Source organism: Saccharopolyspora karakumensis (genome assembly GCF_004349225.1).
Taxonomy (GTDB): domain Bacteria; phylum Actinomycetota; class Actinomycetes; order Mycobacteriales; family Pseudonocardiaceae; genus Saccharopolyspora; species Saccharopolyspora endophytica.
In genome coordinates, this window is record NZ_SMLA01000018.1 from 62,195 (window position 1) to 86,218 (window position 24,024).

Consider the following 24,024-nt stretch of genomic DNA (forward strand, 5'->3'; position numbering starts at 1 on the left):
CCGAACAAGCAAGTGCTTGGTAGAGTGCCGACGCGGGAACGACGCCGAGGAGGCGGTTGTGGACCTCACCGACAGCGCCGAGGAAGCGGCCTTCCGCCGCGAAGTCCGGCAGTGGTTGTCCGAGAACCTGACCGGCGAGTTCGCCGAAGCGCGCGGACTCGGCGGACCCGGACGTGAGCACGAGGGATTCGACGTGCGGCTCGCGTGGGACCGGCTGCTCGCCGAACACGGGTGGACGTGCTTGGGGTGGCCCCGGGAGTTCGGCGGGCGCGAAGCCGACGTCGGCCGGCAGATCATCTTCCACGAGGAGTACGCCCGCGCTCAGGCTCCGGTGCGCGTCGGCCACATCGGCGAGGAGCTGCTCGGGCCCACGCTGATGGCCTTCGGCAGCCCCGAGCAGCAGAAGCGGTTCCTGCCCGAGATCGTCGGCGCGCGCGAGCTGTGGTGCCAGGGCTACTCCGAGCCCGGCGCGGGCTCCGACCTCGCCAACGTCGCCACCACCGCCCGCCTGGAGGGCGACGAGTGGGTGCTCAACGGCCAGAAGGTGTGGACGTCGATGGCGCACGTCGCCGACTGGTGCTTCGTGCTCGCCCGGACCGACCCCGAACAGCGCCGCCACCAGGGGCTGTCCTACTTCCTGGTGCCGATGGACCAGCTCGGCGTCCGGGTGCGCCCGATCATGCAGCTCACCGGCACCTCGGAGTTCAACGAGGTGTTCTTCGACGACGCCCGCACCGCGGCCGGGCACGTCGTCGGCGAGGTCGGGCAGGGCTGGAAGGTCGCGATGGGCACGCTCGGGTTCGAGCGCGGCATCGGAACCGTCGACCAGCAGGTCGTCTTCCGCCGCGAACTCGCCGAGATCACCGAGCAGGCCCGCGCCGGCGGTGCCCTCGACGACCCGCTGCTGCGCGACCGCATCGCCCGCGCCTGGACCGACCTGGAAGCCCTGCGCTGCACCGTCTTCCGGCTGCTCGGCGCCGAGGGGCCGCCCGGTCCCGAATCGTCGGTGGTCAAGCTGCTGTGGTCGAACTTCCACCGCGAGCTCGGCGAACTCGCCATGGCGGTCGCCGGACCCGACGGGCTCATCGCCCAGGGCGAGCCCTACGACCTCGACAGCCGTCAGCGGCTGTTCCTGTTCACCCGCGCCGACACGATCTACGGCGGCTCCAACGAGATCCAGCGCAACATCATCGCCGAGCGGGTGCTCGGCCTGCCGCGCGAACCCCGACCCCAGGAGGGCACCCGATGACCCAGGCCCCGCCCGCGCACGGACTGCTCAACGGCAAGACCGCGGTGGTCACCGCCGCCGCGGGCACCGGAATCGGCTCGGCGGTCGCGCGCCGGATGCTCGAAGAAGGCGCGCAGGTGCTCATCAGCGACCGGCACGAGCGCCGGCTCGCCGAGACCTGCGCGGAACTCGCCGAGCTGCCCGGCGCGAAGGTCGCCTCGGTGGCCTGCGACGTCACCGACGAGTCCCAGGTGCAGCGCATGTTCGACACCGCGACCAGCACCTTCGGCCAGGTCGACGTGGTGGTCAACAACGCCGGGCTGGGCGGTACGGCCTCGATCCTGGAGATGACCGACGAGCAGTGGGACAAGGTCGTCGACGTCACCCTCGGCGGCACCTTCCGCTGCACGCGCGCCGCGACCCGGCTCTTCCGCGACCAGGGCAACCCCGGCGTCGTGGTCAACAACGCCTCCGTCGTCGGCTGGCGGGCGCAGGCCGGGCAGTCCCACTACGCGGCCGCCAAGGCCGGGGTCATGGCCCTGACCCGCTGCGCCGCGATGGACGCCGCCGAGCTCGGCGTCCGGATCAACGCCGTGGCCCCGAGCCTGGTGATGCACGAGAACCTGGCCAAGGTCACCTCCGACGACCTGCTGGACGCGCTCACCCGGCGCGAGGCGTTCGGCCGCTCCGCCGAGCCGTGGGAGATCGCCAACGTGATCGTCTTCCTCGCGTCGGACTACTCGACCTACCTCACCGGCGAGGTCATCTCGGTCTCCAACCAGCACCCATGACCCTCCGGCGCGCAACGCCGCGGCGGCTTTGAGAGGATGGTCTCGTGGTCTCGACCAAGCGCTTGTCCGCACGCAACCGCCCGGCGCGGGAGAACGGCTCCGAACGCCGAGCCGAACTGCTCGCCATCGCCGGCGAGCTGTTCGCCACCCGTGGGTTCCTCGCGACCACGGTCCGCGACATCGCCGACGCCGCGGGCATCCTCTCCGGCAGCCTCTACCACCACTTCGACTCCAAGGAGGCGATGGTGGACGAGATCCTGCGCGAGTTCCTCGACGACCAGCGGCAGGCCAACGCCAAGATCATCGAGGAGGCCGAGGACCCGCGCACCGCGCTCACCGAGCTGATCAAGCGGTCCTACGCGGCGCTGCGCCGGCACCCGGCCGCGATCGCGATCTTCCAGAACGAGGCCAACTACCTGGCCCAGTTCGAGCGCTTCGACTACCTGCCCGGCGTGGCCGACGAGTTCGAGAAGACCTGGCTGAAGGTCCTCCAGGAAGGGCAGCGGAGCGGGGTCTTCCGGGAAGACCTCAACGCCAAGCTCACCTACCGCTTCATCCGCGACACCGTGTGGACGACCGTCCACTGGTTCAACCCGAGCGGCAAGCTGAGCATCAAGTCCATCGCGGACCAGTACATCAACATCCTCTGCGACGGCATCGTCACCCGCTGACCGGCACCAACACACCCGGCCGGGTGAGGAATACCCATGTCGCGCGGAGTTCGAGTGCGACCTTTCGCGGTCGAACTTCGCGCGACATCGGAATCAGGCGCTGAGCGCGCCGGTCCTGCGGAGAGTGGCCGCTGCTTCGGTGATGAGGGTGTCGATGAGCTTCTCGCAGCTGGGGAGCTCGTCGATCATGCCGACGACCTGGCCCGCCGGGAGGACACCGGCTTCCGGGCGGCCGTCCACCAGCGCCGATTTGATGAGCATCGGCGTGTTGGCGGCGAGCAGGACCCGGTGCAGCGGGAGCTTCTGGGCCTTGCGCATGGCCAGCCCGTCGGTGACGAGCTGCCGCCAGGACATGCCGGTGAGCGACTTGAACGCCACCGCCTGGCGCAGCGCGTCGGGGAGACGCCGGAGCAGACCCCGCGACTCGGCGGACTCGGTGAGATCGGTGCGCAGCATCCGGTGCGGCAGACCGTCCACCTTGGACGTGACGACGGTGTCGCCGACCTGGGCGGTCAAGTAGGAGCGCTTGACCTCGTCGGGAACCCGGCTGTCGGTGGTGAGCAGGAACCGGGTCCCCATCGCCACCCCCGCCGCGCCGTAGCACAGCGCGGCGGCCAGGCCGCGGCCGTCGAAGAACCCGCCCGCGGCGATGACCGGGATGTCCACCGCGTCCACCACCTGCGGCAGCAGCAGGGTCGTGGCGACCGCGCCGGTGTGACCGCCGCCCTCGCCGCCCTGCACCAGCACCGCGTCGGCTCCCCACGCCGCGACCTTCTCGGCGTGCCTGCGGGCGCCGATGGACGGGACCACCACGACCCCGGCGTCCTTGAGCTTGCCGATGAGCCGCTGCGACGGCGCGAGCGCGAACGAGGCCACCTTCACGCCCTCGCGGATGAGCAGGTCGACGCGCTCCTCCGCGTCACCGGCGTCGGCGCGCAGGTTCACCCCGAACGGCTCGCCGGTGCGCTCCTTGACCTCGCGGACCGCGTCGGTGAGCTGCGACAACGTCATCGTCGCCGAGGCCAGCACGCCCAGACCGCCCGCGTTCGCGGTCGCCGAGACCAGGCTCGGACCGGCCACCCAGCCCATTCCCGTCTGCACGATCGGGTGGCGCACGCCGGCCAGGTCGCACAGCGGCGTGCGCAGCAGCTGCTCGGTCACGCCGGGACCTCCTTGTCCCGCAACCCCTTCGGGTCGATCCGGTCGCGGATCAGGGCGAGCTCGTCCTCGGTCGGCAACCGGGTCTCGGCTACCTGGTCGACGGCGAGCTCGAAGCCGGTCTTCTCCCGCACCTCGTCCACGCTCACCCCGGGGTGCACCGAACGCAGCCGCATCGAGCAGTCCGGGCCCTGGAAGTCCAGCACGGCCAGGTCGGTCACCACGACCTGCACGTCGTGGTACCTCGCGCCGATCTGGCGCGCCCGGTCGTGCCCGACACCGGCCACCAGGTCCACGGATTCGACGAAGATCTTGGGGCTGTGGTGGGGGATCCAGTAGTTCGTGGTGTGGTTGACCGAGTTGCCCGGCGCCCCGCGCACCCCGATCAGCTGCACCTTGGGCTGCGCCCAGTCGCCGATGCGGGAGATGTTCTGGTTGCCGAACCGGTCCACCTGGGAAGCGCCCATCATCACCCGTCGCTTCCCACCGGCCAGCAGGTCGAGGACCTTGCCGTAGGGCAGCCAGCCCTCGACCGCGGCGGTGGACTCCTCGCCCAGCGGCGTCGTCTCGGCGATCAGCATCGCCTCGCCGTCGGAGAGCAGCAGCTCGGGCGCGCTGGTCAGCCGCGCCAGCCGGGCGCCGATCGAGGGGATCGTGCCGAACGGCGAGGCGATGACCGTCCCGGCGTCGGCGAAGCTGTCGGCGCAGGCCACCGCGCAGACCTCGGCTCTGGTGATCGTCATGCCGGCACCTCCGCGCGCGCGTGGAACTTCTCGACCGCCGCCTGGTAGTCCGCCTCGTCCCCGTCGAGGAACTCGGCGCGGAACGCCTCCCACTGGCCGGGTTTCGCGCTGGCGACGTAGTGCCGCTGGAACGCCTCGTCGCGGCCGTAGTCGGGCACGCAGCTGGTGAAGTGCGCGCCGTGCGGCGTTTCCACCACGCCCTGCGGGTGGAGGCGGTTGATCAGCAGCGACTGCGGGGGAGCGGTCTCGGTGAGCTCCTCGGTCGCGACGATCCGCTCGCAGCTGAGGAAGCTGGTCGCGGCCGCCGCGCACATCAGGTCGTCGAAGTACGGGTCGGGACCGAGGTACTGGCCGTTGCCGTAGCGGTCGGCGCGGTTCATGTGCACCAGCGCGACGTCCAGCTTCAGCGCCGGCATCGCGACCAGTTCCTCGTCGTCGGCGTAGGGGGAGCGGACGGTGCGCAGCTCCGGGTTCAACGCCATCACGTCGGAACCGAGCCCGGCGCGCGTGGGCAGGAACGGCAGTCGTGCCGCGGCCGCGCGGAGACCCGCCAGCACCATGCCCTCGTCGTACTCGGCCACGTCGAGCTCACCGCGCTGGCGGGCCGCCCGGAAGTGCGGGTCGAGCGGGATCGAGTCCAGCGAGACGAAACCGTGGACGACCTTGCGGAGCTTGCCCGCGGCGCACAGCAATCCGACGTCCGGGCCGCCGTAGGACACCAGCGTCAGGTCCTTGAGGTCGGAGCGCAGGATCGCGCGCACCAGCGCCATCGGCTTGCGCCGGGAGCCCCAGCCGCCGATGCCGATCGTCATGCCGTCGCGCAGGTGGGAGACCACCTCGTCGACGGTCAGCTGCTTGTCCTGCACCTACGCCTCCTTCTCGCGGCCGAACTCGGCGCGGATCTCGTCCGACACCCCGGTGAGGTTGAGCTCGAAGGTGAAGCCCTGCTCGAACCGGTAGCTGCGGTTGACGTCCACCGGGTCGATGCCGTTGAGCGCGGCCTTGGCCTTGCGGATCACCAGCGGGTTCTTGGCCGCGATGTCGGCGGCGACCTCCAGCGCGGCGTCCAGGAGCCCTTCGCGCGCAACGACTCTGTGCACCGATCCGAACTCGGCCAGCTGCTGCGCGGTGGCGGTCTGCCCGGTGTAGAACATCGCGCGCATCATGTGCTGGGGCACCAGCCGTGACAGGTGCGTGGCCGCGCCCAGCGCGCCCCGGTCCACCTCCGGCAGGCCGAAGGTCGCGTCGTCGCCGGCCACGATCACGTCGGAGTTGCCGACCAGGCCGATGCCGCCGCCCACGCAGAACCCCTGCACCGCGCTGATCACCGGCACCGGGCACTCGTAGACCGCCTTGAACGCCTCGTAGCAGCCGTTGTTGACGGCGACGAGCTTGTCGTGGCCGGGATCGGCGGCCAGTTCCTTGATGTCCACACCCGCGTTGAAGCCGCGGCCCTCGGCGCGCAGCACCACGACCCGGGTCTGCGGATCGGCACCGCTGTCGCGCAGCGCCTCGGCGAGGTCGAACCAGCCCCTGACCGGCAGTGCGTTCACCGGTGGGTGGTCGACGGTGAGGACCACGATTCCGCCGTCCCGCCGTTCGATTTGCGTGCCCATGCCACCTGCCAAACCTAGCACTTGTTTGGTTGGGTTGTTACCGTAGCAACACCGCAGGACACCCCGCCAGGGGCGAGAGCGCAGGGAGCGGCGGATGGGCATCGAGATCGACCTCACCGGCCGAGTCGTGCTGGTGACGGGGGGAACGCGAGGCCTCGGCGCGGGCATCGCCGAGACGTTCCTGCGCGCCGGGGCGGAGGTTCACGTCTGCGCCCGCCAACCGGTCGACGAGCTGCCCTCGCACGGCTCGGCCACCGCGCACTTCGCGCAGGTCGACGTCCGGGAGAGCGAGCAGGTCGCCGAGCTGATCGGCAACATCCGGCAGCGCTCCGGGCGGCTGGACGTGCTGGTCAACAACGCGGGCGGTACCCCGGTCGCCGACACCGCGGACGCGTCGATCCGGTTGCACCGCAAGGTCGTCGAGCTGAACCTCATCGCGCCGCTGCTGCTGGCCCAGCACGCGCGGGACGCGCTCGTGGAGTCCGCAGGCTCGATCATCAACATCAGCAGCGTCTCCGGGCGCCGTCCCTCACCGGGCACCGCGGCCTACGGAGCCGCCAAGGCCGGCCTGGACAACCTCACCGGCACGCTCGCCCAGGAGCTCGCACCCGACGTGCGCGTCAACGGCGTGGTCGTGGGTCTGGTCCGCTCGGAGGACCAGGCCGACCACTACGGCGACGCCGACCTGAGCTCGATCGTCCCCATGGGACGCCTGGCCGAGCCGTCCGACGTCGGCAACGCCTGCCTCTTCCTGGCGTCACCGCTGGCCTCCTACGTCACCGGTTCGACGATCACGGTCGACGGCGGAGGCGAACGAACGGCTTACCTCAACGCAATCCGCTCCTGACCACAACAACCCCAACCCCGTCACCCTCCCCACGAAACCTCGATTCCAGCGGAACCCCGACCCCGGATTTCAGTGGAAGTTCGGGTCCTGATTCCCACTGAAATCGGTCGGGGTGGGGTCCTCAGAGGCCGGTGTTGGGTGCCGACAACGACTTCTAGGAGGACGAACGTGATCTGTGAGGACAGGGTCGTCATCGTGACCGGGGGCGCGCGCGGGTTGGGCCGGGCGCATGCCGTGGAGTTCGCGCGGCAGGGGGCGAAGGTCGTGGTCAACGACATCGGGGTGCAGTTGGACGGCAGCGGGGGCGACGGGTCCGCTGCCGCGGAGGTCGCCGACGAGATCCGGGCGCTCGGTGGCGAGGCCGAGGTGCACGGGGCCGACGTCGCGGACTGGCAGCAGGCGCGGGAGCTCGTGGAGTTCGCGGTCGAGCGGTTCGGGCGGTTGGACGTGCTGGTCAACAACGCCGGGTTCGTGCGCGACCGGATGTTCGTCAACATCGCCGAGGACGAGTGGGACCAGGTCATCCGCGTCCACCTCAAGGGCCATGCCGCCACGATGCGGCACGCCGCGCAGCACTGGCGCGACCGCACCAAGGCGGGCGAGGCGGTGCAGGCGCGGATCATCAACACCACCTCGGGCGCGGGACTGCTCGGCAGCATCGGCCAGACCAACTACGCCGCGGCCAAGGCCGGGATCATCGCGCTCACCCTCAACACCGCCGCCGAACTCGCCCGCTACGGCGTCACCGTCAACGCCATCGCGCCGTCGGCGCGCACCCGCATGACCGAGACGGTCTTCGCCGACATGATGGCCCGGCCGGAACAGGGATTCGACGACATGGCGCCGGAAAACGTCTCACCGCTGGTGGCCTGGCTCGGCAGCGTCGACTCCGCCGAGGTCACCGGTCGGGTCTTCGAGGTCGCCGGTGGCGACATCACCGTCGGAACCGGCTGGACCCGAGGGCCCTCGCGCGACGCCGGCCGACGCTGGGACGCCGACGAACTCGGACCCGTGGTGGCGGAACTGCTCGCCAAGGCCCCCGTTCCCGACCCCGTCTACGGCACCTGAGGAAGCGGAGTGGTACATCTCTTTGAAGAAGTTCGTCAAAACTCGGAGGACAGCGGTGAGCGATCGGCACGCGTGGATCGAGCCCGGCGTGGAACAGGTCGGGCCTGGCGTGCACCGGATTCCGCTGCCGCTGCCCGACGACGGACTGCGGGCGGTCAACGTCTACGCCATCGAGGACTCCGACGGGCTGGTGCTCATCGACTCCGGCTGGGCGCTGGAAGAAGCGCGCACCCAGCTGGAGAAGGGCCTCGGCGAGATCGGCTACGACTTCGCCGACGTGCAGCGGTTCTTGGTGACCCACGTGCACCGCGACCACTACACGCTCGCGGTGCAGCTGCGCCGCACCTTCGGTTCCCAGATCAGCCTCGGCGCCGGTGAGCAGCCCACGATGGACGCGATCCTCGCAGGTGGCACCGAACTCGCCGAGATGCGGCGATTGCAGCGGTGGGGCGCGCAGGAACTGCTCGGCAAGCTCGCCGAGGCCTACGGCGGCGCACCGCCGGAGCGCAAGGGGGAGAACCCCTACGAGCAGCCGGACGAGTGGCTGCACGGCAAGGTCGAGATCCCGCTGGGGTCGCGCACCCTGCTCGCCGTGCCGACACCCGGGCACACCCGCGGGCACGTGGTGTTCCTCGACGCCGACTCCTCGACGCTGTTCTCCGGCGACCACATCCTGCCGCACATCACGCCTTCGATCGGCGTCGAATCGGCCCGCCCGGAGCTGCCGCTCGGTGACTTCCTGGACTCGCTGCGGCTCATGCAGACCTACCCGGACCTGCGGTTGCTGCCCGCGCACGGGCCCGTCGGCGGCAGCTCCCACCAGCGCATCGAGGAGCTGCTGCGCCACCACGACGAGCGCCTGCAGCAGACGGCCGAGGTCGTCCGCGACGATGCCGGAACCGCCTACGAAGCGGCCCTCAAGCTCGGCTGGACGCGCCGGAACAAGGACTTCGCCGATCTCGACCTGTTCAACCAGGTGCTGGCGGTCGGCGAGACGAGCGCGCACCTCGACCTGCTGGTCACGCGCGGAGAACTCACCGCCACCGCGAACGGTGATGTCGTGGAGTACTCAGGCCAGCAGTAGCCGCACGGTCAGCTCGAGCCGGTTGGACACGTCGGTGGCCGAGGCGCGTCGGGTCACCCACGCGACCAGGTTGGACAGCCAGACGTCGCCGATGACCCGCGCGATCGCCCGCTGCTCATCGGTGGGCTCGTCGGGAGTCATGGCCTGGGTGAACAGCTGCTCCATCAGCAGCGCCACGGTGTCGACCTCGTTGGCGACCGAGGTGTCGGCGAACATGAAGGCCCTGGTCATCGCCTCGGTCAGCTCCGGGTTGCGCTGGAGCTGGCGGGTGGTGCGGTTGAGCACGTGCAGCACCCGGTCGTAGGGCGTGTCGCCGGGGATCTTCGAGCGGTCCATCTTCTCCTGCTCGCGCGCGAACTCCCGCGCCAAGCCGACCACCAACAGGTGAATCTTGGAGGGGAAGTAGCGGTACAGGGTGCCCAGCGCGACATCGGCCTTCTCGGCGACCGCGCGCATCTGCACCGCGTCGTAGCCGCCCTTGCTGGCCAGCGCGATGGTGGCGTCGATGATGCGCTTGCGCCGCTCGGCCTGCGCCGTGGTGCCGGTGTTGCTGCCGCCCCGGAGCGCTTCCAGCACGTTCTGCGAGCTTTCCATGGGCGGGGGCTCTCCTTGAACAGTCGACGGACATCAGGTGACGGCGAAGCGTGTTCGTCGCCACGCGACTCATCGTGCGGGGCTACCAACGGGTTAAGGTAAGCGGGTTACCTCGACCGAAACATGTTCCAGTCTACCCAGCCCGCGGCCCCCGGGCAGTGTGAGGTGAATCGTGCGGATCGCGTTGCTTTCCTATCGAAGCAAGCCGCATTGCGGCGGACAGGGTGTCTACGTCCGCTACCTCAGCCGCGGCCTCGCCGAGCTGGGACATCACGTCGAGGTGTTCTCCGGTCAGCCCTACCCGGATCTGGACCCCGGCGTGGACCTGGCGCCCGTGGACAGCCTCGACCTCTACAACGACGACGACCCGTTCCGCACCCCCCACTGGCGCGAGCTGCGCGACCACATCGACCTGCTCGAGGTCGGCACCATGTGGACCGCGGGCTTCCCCGAGCCGATGACGTTCAGCATGCGCGCGGCGCGGCTGCTCAAGGCCCGCTCGCACGAGTTCGACGTGGTGCACGACAACCAGTGCCTCGGTTCGGGCCTGCTCTCGTTGCAGCGCGCCGGGATTCCGCTGGTCGCCACCGTCCACCACCCGATCACCCACGACCGCCGGGTCGACCTCGCCGCGGCCAAGGGCTGGCGCAAGATCACCGTGCACCGCTGGTACGGCTTCACCCGGATGCAGGCCCGCGTCGCCCGCCAGATCCCGCAGCTGCTGACCGTCTCGCAGAACTCCGCGGACGACATCCGCGAGGACTTCGGCGTCAGCCCCGAGCAGCTGCGCGTCGTGCCGCTGGGCGTGGACGCCGAGGTGTTCAAGCCGCCGGTCAAGCCGCGCGTCCCCGGTCGCATCGTGGCCATGGCCAGCGCCGACACCCCGATGAAGGGCGTCGGCACGCTGCTGGAGGCCGTCGCGAAGCTGCGCACCGAACGCGAGGTCGAGCTGGTGCTGGTCAGCAAGCTGACCCCCGGTGGGCCGACCGAGCAGCGCATCGAGGAGCTGGCCATCGGCGACGTGGTGCGCACCGTCAAGGGCATCAGCGACGAGGAGCTGGCCGAGCTGCTGGGCTCCGCCGAGGTCGCCAGCGTGCCCTCGCTCTACGAGGGGTTCTCGTTGCCGACCGTGGAGGCGATGGCCTGCGGCACGCCGCTGGTCGCCAGCCGCGCCGGTGCGATCCCCGAGGTCGTCGGCCCCGACGGGGAGTGCGCCGACCTGGTGCCGCCGGGCGACGCCGAAGCGCTGGCCGAGGCGCTGGCCCGGCAGCTGGACTCGCCGGAGCACCGCGCCCGGCTCGGCGCCAACGGGCGCGAGCGAGTGCTGGCCCGCTACAGCTGGAAATCCGTGGCAGCGGCGACCGTCGACTGCTACGCCGAAGCGATCGCGCGCAGCCCGCGCGGTGGGAAGGGAGCAACGCGTTGCTGACGGTGGACTTCGACAGGCTCGGTGTGCGGCCGGGACAGCGGGTGCTGGACCTGGGTTGCGGCGGCGGCCGGCACGCCTTCGAGCTGTACCGGCGCGGCACCGACATCACCGCCTTCGACCAGGACGTCGAAGAGCTGGAGAACGTCGCCGCGATGTTCGCCGCGATGAAGGACGAGGGCGAGGTGCCCGAGGGCGCCAAGGCCCAGACGGTCTCCGGTGACGCGCTCGCCCTGCCGTTCGCCGACGGCGAGTTCGATGTCGTCATCGCCTCGGAGATCATGGAGCACATCCCCGAGGACGAGAAGGCGATGCGCGAGCTCGTCCGCGTGGTCAAGCCGGGCGGACGCGTCGTGGTCACCGTCCCGCGCGCCTGGCCGGAGCGGATCTGCTGGGCGCTGTCCGACGAGTACCACCAGGTCGAGGGCGGCCACGTGCGGATCTACTCCGCCGACGAGCTGATCGGCAAGCTCACCGACGCCGGGCTGCGCTACGTCTTCCGCGATTACGCGCACGCGCTGCACTCGCCGTACTGGTGGATCAAGTGCGCGGTGGGCACCGACAACAACGATCACCCGCTGGCCAAGGCCTACCACGCGTTCCTGGTGTGGGACATGATGAAGGCGCCGTGGATCTCGCGGACCGCGGAGAAGCTGCTCAACCCGGTCGCGGGCAAGAGCATTGCGATCTACCTGGGCAAACCTCGTGCCGGCGCCTGAGCTGCCGGGCGTCGTCTCCGCAGAGGCGCTCGTCCAGACCGGCAAGGCCATCGCGTCCGTTCAGCTCCCCTCGGGGGAGATCCCGTGGTTCCCGGGCGGTCACACCGACCCGTGGGACCACGTGGAGTGCGCGATGGCGCTGTCGGTGATCGGGCAGCTCGCGGAGGCGGAGCGGGCGTACGAGTGGCTGCGCGCCACCCAGCGCTCCGACGGCTCCTGGCCCCTCCAGGTGCGCGACGGCGTGGTCGAGGACGCCGGCGCCGACACCAACTACTGCGCCTACCCGGCGGTGGGCGTCTGGCACCACGTGCTGATCACCGGCGACGAGGAGTTCGCCGAGCGGATGTGGCCGATGGTGCGCGACGCCACCGACTTCGTGCTCACCGCGCAGCACCAGCGCGGTGAGATCGACTGGGGCATCGGCGAAGCCGGGCCGACCGGTGAGGCGCTGCTGTCGGGAAGCTCCAGCATCCACCAGAGCCTGCGGTGCGCGCTGGCGCTGGCCGACCGCGTCGGCGTGCCGCAGCCGAGCTGGGAGGTGGCCGTCGGCCGCCTCGGGCACGCGCTGCGCAGGCATCCGGAGGCGTTCACGCCGAAGACCCGGTACTCGATGGACTGGTACTACCCGGTCCTCGGAGGTGCCGTGCGGGGCGAGGCCGGGCTGCGGCGCATCGACGAGCGCTGGGACGACTTCGTCGTGGCGGACCTGGGCATTCGCTGCGTCGACGACCACCCGTGGGTCACCGGGGCCGAGACCTGCGAGCTCGTGCTGGCCCTGGACGCCTTGGGCGAGCACGACCGAGCCGTGCAGCAGCTGGCTGCGATGCAGCACCTGCGGGACCCCGACGGTTCTTACTGGACGGGTTTCGTCTTCGCCGACGGCAAGCGCTGGCCGGAGGAGCAGTCCTCCTGGACCGCTGCGGCGGTCATCCTCGCCGCCGACGCCCTGACCCGAACCACCTTGGGCAACGGCATCTTCCGAGGCGAAGGCCTCCCCACCGGGCTCCGGGTGGAGAACGCCTCCTGCTGCGAGTACGAACGCACGCGCTGAGCCGACACGGCGAAACCCCACTCGACCGGCGAAAACCACCTGGTCGAGTGGGGTTTTTCAATTTCGCGCGAAATTGGAACAGGTGGTGGGGGCTCAGGGGAGGGCGCCGGGTTCGCCCGCGGTGCGTTCGAGGACGCGCATCGAGCCGGTGGCCCGGGTTTCGGTGAAGGCTCCGGTGGCCAGGGCTCGGCGGTAGATGTTGTACGGGGCCTGGCCGCCGTCCTCCGGGTTCGGGAAGACGTCGTGGATGACCAGCGCGCCGCCCGGGACGAGCCAGTGCGCCCAGCCCTCGTAGTCGGTGATGGCGGCTTCCTCGGTGTGCCCGCCGTCGATGAACAGCAGCCTCAGGGGCGTGCGCCAGAACTCTGCGATCGCGCCGGAGCGGCCGACGACGGCGGTGACCTCGTCCTCCAGACGCGCCCGCGCGATGGTGCGGCGGAACTCGCCGAGGGTGTCGAGCTTGCCGACGGTGGGGTCCACCAGGCCCGGGTCGTGGTACTCCCAGCCGGGCTGGTGCTCCTCGGAGCCGCGGTGGTGGTCGACGGTGACGATCCGGCCGCCGGTGTGCCGCGCGGCGGCGCCCAGGAAGATCGTGGACTTCCCGCAGTAGGTACCGATTTCGACGCCCACGCCGGTCCCGAGGTAGGTCGTGGCGGTCTCGTGCAGCGCCAGGCCCTCGTCGGTGGGCATGAACCCGGTCGCCTGCTCGGCGAGGTCGAGCAGTTCCGCAGGCATCGACGGGTGGTGCTCGCGGTCGGTGGTCGATCCCTGCGTCACGTGGTGCCTCTTTCGAATCGGTACTGATGCGCATTGCAGCGTACCCGGTCCACCCGCTAGCTTGTTAGAACATGTTCTAATTCTCGCAGTGCGGGCGCGGACGAGGAGGCGTAGTGCCGATCGCGATCACCGAGGAGCAGCGGGCCCTGCAGGAGTCCATCCGGTCGTGGGCCGAGGGGTCGGGCACCGATCCGGTGCGCAAGCTGGAGAACGTCGACGCCCCGGTCTGGCACGAGCAGGAGACCTGGACCGGTCTGACCGAGATCGGCGTGTTCTCCTTGATCACCGAAGGTCTCGGCACGCTGACCGATCTCGCCGCCGGACTGGAGCAGGCCGCCGACGCGCTGGTGCCCGGACCTGTCTGGTCCACCGCCGTGGCCGTCGCGCTGCTCGGCGACGCCGACTTCGCCGAGGGCCGGGCCACCGCTGCGGTCGCGCTGGAACCCGGAGAGCTCGTCGGCGCCGAAACCGGGGACGGGCTGGTGGTTTCCGGTCGTGTCGCCGCCGTCGCGGGGGCCGCCGGCGTGACCCACCTGCTGCTGTGCGCCCGGGTGGACGACCGGGACGTGTGGTTCCTGGTCGAGGCCGAGCGGGCGGAGCTGCGAGCGCGCCCGTCGCTGGACGTGTCCCGGCCGGTCGCGGAGGTCGTGCTGCACGACATCACCGTCCCGTCCGCCCACGTCGTCGCCGACCGGGACGTGCGCGACCTCGCGGTGACGCTCGCGGCCGCCGAAGCCGTCGGGATCGCCGGCTGGTGCCTGCGCACCGCCGTCGAGCACGCGGGCACTCGCGAGCAGTTCGGCCAGGTCATCGGCTCGTTCCAAGCGGTCAAGCACCTCTGCGCGCACATGCTGTGCAAGGTGGAGAAGGCCACCGCCCTTTCCTGGGACGCCGCCCGGGCGGCCGAGGACGCCCCGGAGGAGCACCCGCTGGCCGCCGCTGCGGCGGGAGCCGCCGTCTTCGACGCCTCGGTGGAGGTCGCCAAGGACTGCATCCAGGTGCTCGGCGGCATCGGGTTCACCTGGGAGCACGACGCGCACCTCTACCTCCGGCGCGCGCTGGCGCTGCGCCAGACCGTCGGTGGTTCGGCGGGTTGGCGCCGCCGCGTCGCCGAGCTGTCGGCGTCCGGCGTGCGGCGGCGGCTGAGCCTGGCGGCGGAGCTCCCCGAGGAGCGGCGCGGTGAGATCCGCGGTGCGGTCGAGGAGATCGCCGCGCTCTCGCCGCAGCAGCAGCGCAACCGGCTCGCCGAGACCGGCTACCTCGCCCCGCACTGGCCCCAGCCCTACGGCTGCGGAGCGAGCCCCCACGAGCAGCTGCTCATCGACGAGGAGCTGGACCGGGCCGGCGTGCGACGTCCCGACATGGTGGTGGGCAACTGGGCGGTGCCGACGATCGTCGAGCACGGCACCGACGCCCAGCGCGAGCGGTTCGTCTGGCAGACGCTGCGCGGCGAGATCACCTGGTGCCAGCTGTTCTCCGAGCCGGGAGCGGGTTCCGACCTCGCCGGGCTGCGCACCAAGGCCGAGCGCGTCGACGGCGGCTGGAAGCTGACCGGCCAGAAGGTGTGGACCTCCCTCGCGCAGGAAGCGGACTGGGGCATCTGCCTGGCCCGCACCGACCCGGACGCGCCGAAGCACCGCGGTATCGGCTACTTCCTGGTCGACATGGCCTCGGAGGGCATCACGGTCCGGCCGTTGCGGGAGATCACCGGCGTGGAGCGGTTCAACGAGGTGTTCCTCGACGACGTCTTCGTCCCCGACGAATGCCTGGTCGCCGAACCGGGCCAGGGCTGGAAGCTCGCGCGCACCACGCTGGCCAACGAACGCGTCGCACTGGGCGGCGGGTCGAGCATCGGCCAGGAGGTCGAACGGCTGCTGGCGGCTTCCGGGGACACCGATCCGTCGGTGCGCGAACGGCTCGGCGGCGCGGTGGTGGACGGACTGGCCGGTTCGCTGCTGCGCTTGCGGTCGACGCTGCGCAGCCTGCACGGGCGAGGTCCGGGCCCGGAGTCCAGCGTCGAGAAGCTGCTGGGCGTGTGGCACCGCCAGAACGTCGCCGAGCTCGCGGTCGAGATGCTCGGTGCCGAGGCGCTGGTGATGGAGGCCGAACCGGTGCACGAGGTCTTGCTCACCCGCGCCCTGTCGATCGCCGGTGGCACGACGCAGATCCTGCTCAACGTGGTCGCCGAGCGAATCCTCGGGCTGCCTCGCTGATCGTTCCCGCGGTCGGCTCGCGAGTGCGTGCCGAGGCTTGCGCCGGAGCTTGCTCAGGCGGTAGAAGTAGAACAAGTTTCACAACATGGCCAGGGTTGGTCTAGGGGGCGGGATGGAGTTCACGCTCGGAGAGGCGCAGCAGGCAGTGCGGGATCTGGCGGCCGAAGTTCTGGCGCGGGAGACCGAGCGGGCCGCCGCCTCAACTGGAATCGGTTTCGATGAGTCGGTGTGGAAAGCGCTCGGCGAGTCGGGACTGCTGTCGCTGCCCGTGCCCGAGGGGCTCGGCGGTGCCGGACTGGGCCCGCTGGAGGTCGGTCTGGTGCTCGCCGAGGTCGGCAAGGCCGGGGTCGGCGTCCCCGCGCTGGCGACCCTCGCCCTCGGAGTCCTGCCCATCGCCAGGCACGCCGAGCAGGCCCAGCAGGAGCGGCTGCTCGCCGAGCCGGGGCGGGTGTTCAGCGCGGCGCTCAACGAGGTCTCCGATCCGCTGCCCGCGAAACCCCGCACCACGGCGGAGGGAACGCGCGTCACCGGGCGCAAGACCGGCGTCCTGCACGCCGACACCGCGCACCGGCTGCTCGTGTCGGTGAGCACCGAGCACGGCCCCGCGATCGTGCTGGTCGATCCGCACGCCGACGGCGTCACGCTGCACTCGGTGAAGTCCTCGGTGGGCGCCGAATGGGTCGTCGACCTCGACGGCGTCGACGGTGAAATCCTCGGCCCCCCAGGCGAATCGGTCCTCCAGGACGTGCACGACTGCGCGCTGGCGGGCATGTGCGCGCTCGGCGACGGCGCGGTGGCCGGAGCGCTGGAGCTCACCGCCGAGCACCTGCGCACGCGCCACCAGTTCGGCAAGCCGCTCGCGGCGTTCCAGGCCGTCGCGCAGCAGATCGCCGACGTCTACGTGGTCAACCGGACCCTGCACCTCGCGGCGCTGTCGGCGTCCTGGCGGCTGGGCACCGGGCGCGACGCGGGGGAGGACCTCGACGTCGCCGCGTTCTGGCTCACCGACCAGGCGCCGGCGGCGATGCACACCTGCCACCACCTGCACGGCGGGCTCGGCGTGGACATCACCTACCCGATGCACCGCTACTACTCGCAGGTCAAGGACCTGGCGCGGCTCGCAGGCGGCGCCGCGCACCGCGTCGACGTCCTCGCCCGACACGCCTGAGGAGAAGCCGTGTTCATCGAACTCACCGAGGAGCAGCGGGAGCTGCAGGCCGAACTGCGGGAGTACTTCGGCAACCTCGTCGCCGAGGAGGAGCGCGCAGCCCTCGCCGTGGACCGCCACGACGAGGCCCACCGCGCGGTGGTGCGCCGGATGGGCCGCGACGGCTGGCTGGGGGTGGGCTGGCCCGAGGAGTACGGCGGGCGCGGTTTCGGCGACGTCGAGCAGTACATCTTCGCCAACGAGGCCTCCCGCGCCGACGTGCAGCTGCCGTCGGTGACGCTGCAGACCGTCGGACCGACCTTGCAGGCCTACGGCACCGAGGAGCAGAAGTCCTTCTTCCTGCCCAAGATCCTCGCCGGTGACGTGCACTTCGCGATCGGCTACACCGAGCCCGAAGCGGGCACCGACCTCGCCTCGCTGCGCACCACGGCCGTGCGCGAGGGCGATTCGTACGTGGTCAACGGGCAGAAGATCTTCACCACCGGCGGGCACGACGCCGACTACGTCTGGCTGGCCTGCCGCACGAATCCCGAAGCGCCCAAGCACAAGGGCATCTCGATCCTGATCGTCGACACCAGCGATCCCGGCTACTCGTGGACGCCGATCATCACCGCCGACGGTTCGCACCACGTCAACGCCACCTACTTCAACGACGTGCGAGTACCGGCGTCGATGCTGGTGGGGGAGCAGGACCGCGGCTGGAAGCTGATCACCACCCAGCTCAACCACGAGCGCGTCATGCTCGGTCCGTCCGGTCGCACCGGCGGGCTGCGCGAGCGGGTGCACGCGTGGGCGAGCGAGCGGGACCTGCTCGAACGGCCCGACGTGCGCAGGGTTCTCGCGCGGGCGAGGGCGTTCGAGCGGGTCAACGAACTGCTCAACTGGCAGGTCGCGGCCTCGGCGTCGCTCGGTCCGGTGGAGGTCGCCGACGCGTCGGCGACCAAGGTGTTCTCCTCGGAGACCGTGCAGATGCTCGGCCGGGAGCTGGAGGAGATCGTCGGGCGGCACGGTGATCCGTCCGATGAGGACACCGCAGAACTGATGCACTGGCTGGACGTCCAGGCGAAGCGCAACATCGTGCTGACCTTCGGAGGCGGTGTCAGCGAGGTGCAGCGAGAACTGATCGCCACCGCCGGGCTGGGGCTTCCGCGGGTGCCGCGCTGAGGAGGGGAATGTCATGACCAGCACCGAGGCCGACGAGATCCGCTTGGCGGCGAAGCGGATCGCCGAGCGCGGTCCCAGCGCACCGCGTCCGGCGCGCGATCCGGTCAACCTGCCGATGATCAACAACTGGGCCGAGGCGATGGGCGACGACAACCCCGTCTACACCTCGGCGGAGGCCGCGGCCGAGTCCGTCCACGGTGGACTCGTCGCGCCGCCGGCGATGGCGCAGGTGTGGACGATGGGCGGGCTCAACCCGCAGCGCGACCCCGACGACCCGCTCTACGCCATGATGGGCGAGCTCGACGAGGCCGGGTACACCTCGGTCGTCGCGACCAACTGCGACCAGACCTACCACCGCTACCTCGAGCACGGTGAGCACGTCGCGGTCACCACCAAGCTCGACTCGGTGGTCGGGCCGAAGACGACCGGGCTCGGCGAGGGCTGGTTCGTCACCACTCGCAACACCTGGTACGCCGGTGACGAACCGGTGGCGGAGATGATGTTCCGGGTCCTGAAGTTCACACCGGCCGAAGCCACCAGCGCTGAGGCCGCGCCGGAACCGGAGCCGCCGGCCGAGGTCATCCGTCCCGCGATCAACCGCGACACCGCCTACTTCTGGGAGGGCACCGCCGCGGGAGAGCTGCGCATCCAGCGCTGCGGCGGGTGCGGGCTGCTGCGCCACCCGCCGGGGCCGATGTGCCCGGAGTGCGGGGCCACCAAGCGCACGCACCTGGTCTCCGAGGGACTCGGCGAGGTCTACAGCTACGTCGTGCACCACCGGCCGGCGATCCCGGGCAAGAAGCTGCCCCTGTTGATCGCGCTGGTCGAGCTCGACGAGGGCGTGCGAATCCTCGGCGAACTGCACGAGGTCGAGCCCGACGACGTGACCATCGGACAGCGCGTCCAGGTCGCCTACCAGCGCGTTGATGACGAACTCACCCTGCCGTGCTGGAGACCTTCGGAGGACGCATGAGTGACACTTCCGCTTCGCGTGCTCATTCGTCCGACCGGGTGCGGGTGTCCCGCAGAACACTGGAGGCAGCATGACCTTGACGCGCACACGCACGGTGGGCGAGGTCGCGATCGGCGACGCGCTGCCGGAGGAGCGCATCGACGCGACTCCCACCTTCATCGTCAGCACGGCCATCGCCACCCGCGACTTCCAGGACGTGCACCACGACCGGGACCTGGCGCAGGCCAAGGGATCCGAGGACATCTTCCTCAACATCCTCACGACCACCGGTCTGGTGCAGCGCTACGTCACCGACTGGGCGGGCCCCGAGGCGCTGGTGCGCGGGGTGTCGATCAAGCTCGGCGTTCCCTGCTACGCCTACGACACGCTCACCCTGCACGGACAGGTGCTGGAACGCGGTGACGAGGTGTTCGTGATCGAGGTGCTGGGCCGCAACCAGCTCGGCACCCACGTCACCGGCCGGGTGCGGCTGGAACTCCCGGAGGTGGCCCGATGATCTCAGGGAAGACCGCCATCGCCGGCATCGGCGCGACCGAGTTCTCCAAGGACTCCGGGCGCAGCGAGCTGCAACTGGCCGCCGAGTGCGTGCGCGGTGCGCTGGCCGACGCCGGGATCGAACCGTCCGATGTGGACGGCCTGGTGACCTTCACGATGGACACCAACACCGAGGTCGCGGTGGCCCGCGAGGTCGGCATCCCGAACCTGAGCTACTTCAGCCGCATCCACTACGGCGGCGGTGCGGCCTGCGCGACCGTGCAGCAGGCGGCGATGGCGGTGGCGACCGGGATGGCCGAGGTCGTGGTCTGCTACCGCGCGTTCAACGAGCGCTCCGGGCAGCGGTTCGGCCAGTTCAACGCCGGGCTGTCCCGGCAGGCGACCTCCACGGGCGTGGACAACAGCTGGTCCTACCCGATGGGCCTGGGCACACCGGGCGCGCAGGTGGCCATGTTCGCCCGCCGCTACATGCACTCCTACGGCGTGACCAGCGAGGACTTCGGCCGCATCGCGGTCGCCGACCGCAAGCACGCCGCCACGAACCCGAACGCCTGGTTCTACGAGCGGCCGATCACCCTGGCGGACCACCAGAACTCGCGGTGGATCACCGAGCCGCTGCGGTTGCTGGACTGCTGCCAGGAGAGCGACGGCGGGGTCGCGCTGGTGGTGACCAGCCTGGACCGCGCTCGCGACCTGGCCCACCCGCCTGCGGTCGTGGCGGGGGCCGCCCAGGGCAGCGGGCCGGACCAGTTCACCATGACCAGCTACTACCGCGACGACATCACCGGTCTACCGGAGATGGGCCTGGTGGCGCGGCAGCTGTGGGAGCAGTCCGGGATCGGTCCGCAGGACGTGCAGGTGGGCATCCTCTACGACCACTTCACGCCGTTCGTGCTGGTCCAGCTCGAGGAACTCGGGTTCTGCGGCCGGGGTGAGGCCAAGGACTTCATCGCCGACGGTGCCATCGAGCACGGCGGGCGGCTGCCGCTGAACACCCACGGCGGTCAGCTGGGTGAGGCCTACATCCACGGGATGAACGGCATCGCCGAGGCGGTCCGACAGATCCGGGGCGCGGCGGTCAACCAGGTCGACGACGTGAACAACGTTCTGGTGACCGCGGGAACCGGCGTCCCCACCAGCGGACTCGTCCTCACGGCGAACTGAAACATGTTATAGATTTTGCCGCGTCAGGCGGTATGATGTAGCGCGTAACAGCACGTGAACCGGTTCCAGTGCGATGGGGAACCTGTTCCATTCGGGGTCGGGGAGGTCGCATGCTCAGTGCCGAGACCCGGGAAGGGCTCGCCGAGCGGTTGTGGCGGGCCGAGCGGGATCGGGACCCGATCCCGCCGCTGGTCGAGTCGCACCCGGACATCGACGTGGTCGACGCCTACGAGATCCAGCTGATCAACATCCGGCGCCGCGACATCGCCGTCGCCGGGCACAAGGTCGGGCTGTCCTCGCCGGCGATGCAGCAGATGATGGGCGTCGACGAACCCGACTACGGTCACCTGCTCGCCGACATGCGGTTGGCCGAGGACGTTCCGATCGATGCCCGCGCCTACTGCTACCCGCGCGTGGAGGTCGAAGTCGGATTCCTGCTGGCCGAGGACATCCCGCCGGACTGCGACGAGCAGGGCGTGCTCGACCGCACCGAGGCGCTGATCCCCTCGATCGAGCTGATCGACAGCCGGATCCGCGACTGGCGCATCGGCATCGCCGACACCATCGCCGACAACGCCTCCTCCGCCGGCTACGTGCTCGGAGCGCAGCGGGTGGCGCCCGCCGAGCTCGACCCGCGCGGCATCGACGCCGTCCTGCACCGCAACGGCGAGGTCGTCGCCGAGGGACGTTCCGACGCGGTGCTGGGCAACCCCGCCACCGCCGTGGCCTGGCTGGCGAACAAGGTCGCCGGTTTCGGGGTGCGGCTGCGCGCCGGGAACGTCGTGCTGCCCGGTTCCTGCACCCGCGCCATCGACCTGCTGCCGGGCGACGTCTTCCGCGCCGAGTTCACCGGTCTCGGCACCGTCGATCTCACCGCGAAGCCCTAGGGGGTGCATCGAAGTGGCGGAGCCGCTTTCTCTTGTGGCGAGTGGGCAAGCAGCTTGCACCGCCGGAGGTTCTGAGGGGCTTCGCGGCGAGCGCGCCGCGACGCCGTGCATTGGCGGACATCAGGAGTGGCGCGCGGAGTCCACGGAGCCCCTCGGGTTCTCCTACCTGCACTCATGCGCAAAAGGACTTCGACACACTCGTAGGAGGGCGTCATGACCGCGAAGGCGGCCATCGTCGGGTCGGGCAACATCGGTACCGACCTGCTCTACAAGCTCAGCCGGGCCGAACACGTCGAACCGGCTTGGATGATCGGCATCGACCCGGACAGCGACGGCCTCCGCCGCGCGGTCGACCTGGGCGTGACCACCAGCGCCGAGGGCGTGGACTGGCTGTTGGAGAACGAGACCCCGGACATCGTCTTCGAGGCGACCTCGGCCTACGTGCACAAGGCCAACGCGCCGCGCTACGCCGAGCGCGGCATCCGCGCCATCGACCTCACGCCGGCCGCCGTCGGGCCTTACGTCGTCCCGCCCGTCAACATCGACGAGCACCTCGACGCGCCCAACATCAACCTCATCACCTGCGGCGGGCAGGCGACCATCCCGATCGTGCACGCCGTGTCGCGAGTCGTCCCGGTCGGTTACGCCGAGATCGTCGCCTCGGTCTCCTCGGTGTCGGCCGGGCCCGGAACCCGCTCGAACATCGACGAGTTCACCCGCACCACCGCCAAGGGCATCGAGGTCATCGGGGGAGCCGAGCGCGGCAAGGCGATCATCGTGCTCAACCCCGCCGACCCACCGATGATCATGCGGGACACCATCTTCTGCGCCATCCCGGCCGACGCCGACACCGACGCCATCGGCGAATCGATCACCCGCATGGCCGCCGACATCGCCGAGTACGTCCCCGGATACCGGCTGCTGTCCGAGCCGCAGTTCGACCCGCCCTCGGCCGTCACCGGCGGTCAGGCCCGCGTCGCGGTGTTCGTCGAGGTCGAAGGCGCGGGCGACTTCCTGCCCAAGTACTCCGGGAATCTCGACATCATGACCGCCGCCGCGGTGCGGGTCGGCGACGAGCTCGCCCGCACCGGGGCGCTGCAGAAGGAGGCCGCGCGGTGACCGGACTGCCCAAGACCTACAGCGACGAGCTGGACCTGCGCATCACCGACACCTCGCTGCGCGACGGCTCGCACCACAAGCGCCACCAGTTCACCGCCGACGAGGTGCGCGACATCGTCACCGCGCTCGACGGCGCCGGTGTGCCGGTGATCGAGGTGACCCACGGCGACGGGCTCGGCGGATCCTCCTTCAACTACGGCTTCTCCCGCACGCCGGAGCAGGAGCTGATCACCCTGGCCGCCGAGACCGCGCGCAACGCCAAGATCGCCGTGCTGATGCTGCCCGGCGTCGGCGTCACCGACGACATCGTCATCTCGCGCGACAACGGCGCCTCGGTGTGCCGGATCGCCACCCACTGCACCGAGGCCGACGTGTCCGTGCAGCACTTCGGGCTCGCGCGCGACCAGGGGATGGAGACCGTCGGATTCCTGATGATGGCGCACTCCCAGCCGCCGGAGGTGCTGGCCAAGCAGGCCAGGATCATGGTCGACGCCGGCTGCCAGTGCGTCTACGTCGTCGACTCCGCCGGTGCGCTGGTGCTCGAGCAGGTCGCCGAACGGGTCTCGGCGCTGGACGCCGAGATCGGCGGTGACGCGCAGATCGGCTTCCACGGCCACGAGAACCTCGGTGTCGCCGTGGCCAACTCGGTCGCCGCCGCACGTGCCGGTGCCGTCCAGATCGACGGCAGCGCACGGCGTTTCGGCGCCGGAGCGGGCAACACGCCGGTCGAGGCCTTCGTCGGGGTGTGCGACAAGCTCGGGTTCCGGACCGGGGTCGACTTCTTCGCCATCGCCGACGCGGCCGAGGACGTGGTGCGCCCGGCGATGCCCGAAGAATGCCTGCTGGACCGCTCCGCGCTGATGATGGGCTACGCCGGGGTGTACTCCAGCTTCCTCAAGCACGCCGCCAACCAGGCCGAGCGCTACGGCGTCAGCCAGGCGCAGCTGCTGGTCCGAGCCGGTGAGCGCAAGCTCGTCGGCGGCCAGGAGGACCAGCTGATCGACATCGCGTTGGAGCTCCAGCGCGAACAGGCCGAGTGACACGACCCGAACTCTCGAACGGAGCGCT

General features: G+C 70.5%; 24 protein-coding genes. 18 read left to right on the plus strand and 6 right to left on the minus strand.

Features of this window, described 5'->3' with window-relative positions; all coding sequences use genetic code 11:
• Nucleotides 1–58 precede the first annotated feature (58 nt).
• The 3 genes from E1202_RS14500 to E1202_RS14510 are packed head-to-tail and all read left to right on the plus strand — an operon-like array spanning nucleotide 59 to nucleotide 2,690.
• Nucleotides 59–1,249: an acyl-CoA dehydrogenase family protein gene (locus tag E1202_RS14500; protein ID WP_132683581.1), complete on the plus strand. Its 1,191-nt coding sequence runs from the start codon at nucleotides 59–61 to the stop codon at nucleotides 1,247–1,249.
• Nucleotides 1,246–2,019: an SDR family oxidoreductase gene (locus E1202_RS14505; RefSeq protein WP_132683582.1), complete on the plus strand. Its 774-nt coding sequence runs from the start codon at nucleotides 1,246–1,248 to the stop codon at nucleotides 2,017–2,019. The genes E1202_RS14500 and E1202_RS14505 overlap by 4 nt, the downstream gene beginning before the upstream one ends.
• 44 nt (nucleotides 2,020–2,063) lie before the next feature.
• Entirely contained in the window at nucleotides 2,064–2,690 is a 627-nt protein-coding gene (locus E1202_RS14510) for a TetR/AcrR family transcriptional regulator (protein WP_235878371.1), read from the plus strand.
• 93 nt (nucleotides 2,691–2,783) lie between these two features.
• Here the strand turns inward: E1202_RS14510 and E1202_RS14515 are convergent, their stop codons facing one another.
• Genes E1202_RS14515 through E1202_RS14530 form a run of 4 tightly spaced genes read right to left on the minus strand, consistent with a single transcriptional unit; the run spans nucleotide 2,784 to nucleotide 6,207 of the window.
• Nucleotides 2,784–3,836 (minus strand): NAD(P)H-dependent flavin oxidoreductase, encoded by a 1,053-nt coding sequence (locus tag E1202_RS14515; RefSeq protein WP_207918635.1) that lies wholly within the window; start codon nucleotides 3,834–3,836, stop codon nucleotides 2,784–2,786.
• Between the two features lie 11 nt (nucleotides 3,837–3,847).
• Nucleotides 3,848–4,591 carry a CoA-transferase subunit beta gene (locus E1202_RS14520; RefSeq protein WP_132683584.1) on the minus strand — a complete coding sequence of 248 codons (744 nt, stop codon included), beginning with the start codon at nucleotides 4,589–4,591 and terminating at the stop codon, nucleotides 3,848–3,850.
• Nucleotides 4,588–5,457, minus strand: coding sequence for a CoA transferase subunit A (locus E1202_RS14525; RefSeq protein ID WP_132683585.1), 870 nt, complete (start codon nucleotides 5,455–5,457; stop codon nucleotides 4,588–4,590). The genes E1202_RS14520 and E1202_RS14525 overlap by 4 nt, the downstream gene beginning before the upstream one ends.
• On the minus strand, nucleotides 5,458–6,207 hold the full coding sequence (locus E1202_RS14530; protein ID WP_132683586.1) for an enoyl-CoA hydratase family protein: 750 nt from the start codon (nucleotides 6,205–6,207) through the stop codon (nucleotides 5,458–5,460). It lies immediately after the preceding gene.
• 94 nt (nucleotides 6,208–6,301) lie between these two features.
• On the opposite strand from E1202_RS14530, the gene E1202_RS14535 reads away from it, so the two are divergent.
• The 3 genes from E1202_RS14535 (at nucleotide 6,302) to E1202_RS14545 (ending at nucleotide 9,206) form a co-directional block, all read left to right on the plus strand.
• On the plus strand, nucleotides 6,302–7,054 hold the full coding sequence (locus tag E1202_RS14535; RefSeq protein WP_207918632.1) for an SDR family oxidoreductase: 753 nt from the start codon (nucleotides 6,302–6,304) through the stop codon (nucleotides 7,052–7,054).
• A 171-nt stretch (nucleotides 7,055–7,225) separates the two neighbouring features.
• Nucleotides 7,226–8,122, plus strand: a complete 897-nt coding sequence (locus E1202_RS14540) for an SDR family oxidoreductase (RefSeq protein ID WP_207918636.1) — start codon at nucleotides 7,226–7,228, stop codon at nucleotides 8,120–8,122.
• Nucleotides 8,123–8,177: 55 nt separating this feature from the next.
• Complete coding sequence (locus tag E1202_RS14545) at nucleotides 8,178–9,206, plus strand: MBL fold metallo-hydrolase (RefSeq protein WP_132683588.1); 1,029 nt, start codon at nucleotides 8,178–8,180, stop codon at nucleotides 9,204–9,206.
• On the opposite strand, the gene kstR is transcribed toward E1202_RS14545, so the two are convergent.
• Complete coding sequence (gene kstR, locus E1202_RS14550) at nucleotides 9,192–9,800, minus strand: cholesterol catabolism transcriptional regulator KstR (protein WP_132683589.1); 609 nt, start codon at nucleotides 9,798–9,800, stop codon at nucleotides 9,192–9,194. The two genes, E1202_RS14545 and kstR, sit on opposite strands and share 15 nt — an antisense overlap.
• A 172-nt stretch (nucleotides 9,801–9,972) precedes the next feature.
• On the opposite strand from kstR, the gene E1202_RS14555 reads away from it, so the two are divergent.
• The 3 genes from E1202_RS14555 to E1202_RS14565 are packed head-to-tail and all read left to right on the plus strand — an operon-like array spanning nucleotide 9,973 to nucleotide 12,996.
• On the plus strand, nucleotides 9,973–11,229 hold the full coding sequence (locus E1202_RS14555) for a glycosyltransferase family 4 protein (RefSeq protein ID WP_132683590.1): 1,257 nt from the start codon (nucleotides 9,973–9,975) through the stop codon (nucleotides 11,227–11,229).
• Between the two features lie 2 nt (nucleotides 11,230–11,231).
• Nucleotides 11,232–11,945, plus strand: coding sequence for a methyltransferase domain-containing protein (locus E1202_RS14560; protein WP_235877096.1), 714 nt, complete (start codon nucleotides 11,232–11,234; stop codon nucleotides 11,943–11,945).
• Nucleotides 11,932–12,996: a prenyltransferase gene (locus E1202_RS14565; protein WP_132683591.1), complete on the plus strand. Its 1,065-nt coding sequence runs from the start codon at nucleotides 11,932–11,934 to the stop codon at nucleotides 12,994–12,996. Before E1202_RS14560 ends, E1202_RS14565 begins: the two co-directional genes overlap by 14 nt.
• Nucleotides 12,997–13,089: 93 nt before the next feature.
• Here E1202_RS14565 and E1202_RS14570 read toward each other — a convergent pair whose 3' ends face one another.
• A complete protein-coding gene (locus E1202_RS14570; RefSeq protein WP_235878374.1) occupies nucleotides 13,090–13,773 on the minus strand; it encodes a class I SAM-dependent methyltransferase in 684 nt (227 codons plus the stop codon).
• Nucleotides 13,774–13,886: 113 nt separating this feature from the next.
• Here E1202_RS14570 and E1202_RS14575 point away from each other — a divergent pair, with 113 nt between their 5' ends.
• The 9 genes from E1202_RS14575 to dmpG all read left to right on the plus strand — a co-directional run bounded on the left by E1202_RS14575 (nucleotide 13,887) and on the right by dmpG (nucleotide 23,996).
• Entirely contained in the window at nucleotides 13,887–15,986 is a 2,100-nt protein-coding gene (locus E1202_RS14575) for an acyl-CoA dehydrogenase (RefSeq protein ID WP_132683592.1), read from the plus strand.
• 112 nt (nucleotides 15,987–16,098) lie between these two features.
• Entirely contained in the window at nucleotides 16,099–17,154 is a 1,056-nt protein-coding gene (locus E1202_RS14580; protein ID WP_132683593.1) for an acyl-CoA dehydrogenase family protein, read from the plus strand.
• Nucleotides 17,155–17,163: 9 nt separating this feature from the next.
• Complete coding sequence (locus E1202_RS14585; RefSeq protein ID WP_132683594.1) at nucleotides 17,164–18,318, plus strand: acyl-CoA dehydrogenase family protein; 1,155 nt, start codon at nucleotides 17,164–17,166, stop codon at nucleotides 18,316–18,318.
• A 13-nt stretch (nucleotides 18,319–18,331) separates the two neighbouring features.
• Nucleotides 18,332–19,291 (plus strand): bifunctional MaoC family dehydratase N-terminal/OB-fold nucleic acid binding domain-containing protein, encoded by a 960-nt coding sequence (locus E1202_RS14590; protein WP_132683595.1) that lies wholly within the window; start codon nucleotides 18,332–18,334, stop codon nucleotides 19,289–19,291.
• Between the two features lie 70 nt (nucleotides 19,292–19,361).
• Nucleotides 19,362–19,787 (plus strand): MaoC family dehydratase, encoded by a 426-nt coding sequence (locus tag E1202_RS14595; protein ID WP_132683596.1) that lies wholly within the window; start codon nucleotides 19,362–19,364, stop codon nucleotides 19,785–19,787.
• Nucleotides 19,784–20,950, plus strand: a complete 1,167-nt coding sequence (locus E1202_RS14600) for a lipid-transfer protein (protein ID WP_132683597.1) — start codon at nucleotides 19,784–19,786, stop codon at nucleotides 20,948–20,950. Before E1202_RS14595 ends, E1202_RS14600 begins: the two co-directional genes overlap by 4 nt.
• Nucleotides 20,951–21,060: 110 nt before the next feature.
• On the plus strand, nucleotides 21,061–21,837 hold the full coding sequence (locus tag E1202_RS14605) for a 2-keto-4-pentenoate hydratase (protein ID WP_132683598.1): 777 nt from the start codon (nucleotides 21,061–21,063) through the stop codon (nucleotides 21,835–21,837).
• A gap of 213 nt (nucleotides 21,838–22,050) precedes the next feature.
• On the plus strand, nucleotides 22,051–22,956 hold the full coding sequence (locus E1202_RS14610) for an acetaldehyde dehydrogenase (acetylating) (RefSeq protein WP_132683599.1): 906 nt from the start codon (nucleotides 22,051–22,053) through the stop codon (nucleotides 22,954–22,956).
• Nucleotides 22,953–23,996, plus strand: a complete 1,044-nt coding sequence (gene dmpG / locus E1202_RS14615) for a 4-hydroxy-2-oxovalerate aldolase (RefSeq protein ID WP_132679270.1) — start codon at nucleotides 22,953–22,955, stop codon at nucleotides 23,994–23,996. Before E1202_RS14610 ends, dmpG begins: the two co-directional genes overlap by 4 nt.
• Nucleotides 23,997–24,024 lie beyond the last annotated feature (28 nt).